Source organism: Oleiphilus sp. HI0132, from assembly GCF_001635845.1.
Genome location: NZ_LWGJ01000371.1, coordinates 1 through 1,794, shown reverse-complemented (window position 1 = coordinate 1,794; position 1,794 = coordinate 1). Strand labels below are relative to the sequence as shown.

Genomic DNA, 1,794 nt, shown 5'->3' with positions numbered 1-1,794 from the left:
CCATAACGCCAAAGGTAATTGCCAGGCCAATTGCAGCAAGCAAAAGGACAGAACCTCAGCTCAATCCGAAAAAGAGCTTATCGACAAACTGAAAGTTAGCGACTCGATCTTCAATCAGTGTTAACGCCTTTTGTGCCGCCGCCACAACGACTTCATCACTATCATTTTCAACAATTTTGGCGAGCAGATTCTTAATCTCATTTTCCAAACGACCTGCCAGGGTTTCAATTGACGCCAGTCGTTCTTCGCGAACTTTGCTGTTTTCTAAGGCATAAATAGCAAGTGCAACCCCCATCATTTCCAATACTTCTTCATCTTGCTCAGACACTTTCACTGCTTGAATGGCTTCAATCAGGCTTTCATCCAAACTTGATAGTAAAGAAGTGAGCGCTGAAAGACGCAACTCTGGGTCCTTTGCACTTAGCTGAATACGTGCAATTGCCCCACGGAGATAAGAGCGCACTTTGTTATTCACACGAACTTTCTTGTAGAGTTTCTTTTTCAATGGCTCTAACTCAGCACCGGTGAAAACTTCGTGAAAGACTTTTTCGCCATCAACTTTTTTCACCGACATAAGTGAGTTACGGTCTTTCTTAAGATAATGAAGCTGCCCCTTTAGCATCACCTGAAACATGGGGAGCAAGGTTTCCCCTGCGTGTGCTTCCAAGTCTTTCAAGATCGGAATAATCTTCTTAAGCTTGGCTTTCGTCAGTTTGCTTAAGAGCGCTTGGGTTTCGCTATCTATTGCTGTCGCAACAGTGCTTGGACTGTTCTCGGCGTTCGATGCCGCATAGCTTTGGTTGAACACCAAGCTAAACATTATCGCAAGAATAAAGGGCAGGATTCTCACCGCTGTACTCCATTTTAGGTTCATTTAACACGCAACTTCCCTGTTGTGTCTGTTCAGATATGATCTGAAGCCAAACATCATAGGGAAATTACGGGGTTGTAGGTTTAGAAATGAGGAGCACCGGACAGTGCTCCCCTTTTAAGTTGCCGAATAAATGTTTCCGGCTAGCTAAAGCTCAGGTCTTAGAAGTTCTGACCAGAACACTTAGCTGTTTTAGTATTAAAGTTGCCGCACTTAACCGGGTCAGTCCAGTCAGCAATTAGGTCTTTAGAACCTGGTAGGTAGTTAGACCAAGCATCACCAATTACTTCACCGTTAGTTTCCCAAACCACTTCAAATTGACCATCTTCTTGAATCTCGCCAATTAAAACTGGCTTACTCAAATGGTGGTTAGTATTCATAACAGCAGTACCGCCAGTCAGGTTAGGTACCGATACACCCAAGATAGCTTGCTCAACTGCGTCTACGTCAGTAGTACCCGCTTTCTCAACTGCTTTCGCCCACATTTCGAAACCAATGTAGGTCGCTTCCATTGGGTCGTTAGTCACACGCTTGTCGTCTTTGATGTAAGACTTCCAGTTTGCAATAAACTCTTCGTTTACATCACTTTCAACGCTTTGGAAGTAGTTCCAAGCTGCCAAGTGACCAACAAGTGGCTTAGTGTCTAGACCAGACAGTTCTTCTTCACCAACAGAGAATGCAACCACTGGAATATCTTCAGCAGAAATACCCTGGTTACCTAGCTCTTTATAGAAAGGAACGTTTGCATCACCATTAATTGTTGAAACAACCGCTGTCTTCTTACCTGCGCTACCGAACTTCTTGATGTCTGAAACAATTGACTGCCAATCAGAGTGACCGAAAGGTGTGTAGTTGATCATGATATCTTTTTCTGCAACGCCTTTAGCCTTAAGGTATGCCTCAAGAATCTTGTTCGTTGTACG

At 43.9% G+C, this 1,794-nt stretch carries 2 protein-coding genes; both read right to left on the bottom strand.

The annotated features are described in order from the left end of the window. Positions 1-55: 55 nt before the first annotated feature. On the bottom strand, positions 56-874 hold the full coding sequence (locus A3766_RS04570) for a hypothetical protein (protein WP_068641799.1): 819 nt from the start codon (positions 872-874) through the stop codon (positions 56-58). A gap of 158 nt (positions 875-1,032) precedes the next feature. Continuing rightward, the coding region (locus A3766_RS04565; protein ID WP_156508685.1) for a transporter substrate-binding protein at positions 1,033-1,794 on the bottom strand (762 nt) is incomplete at its 5' end.

Bases quoted from the DNA above. Each gene is read 5' to 3' on its own strand.
- A3766_RS04570 (WP_068641799.1), bottom strand. From the start codon at position 874: ATGAACCTAAAATGGAGTACAGCGGTGAGAATCCTGCCCTTTATTCTT.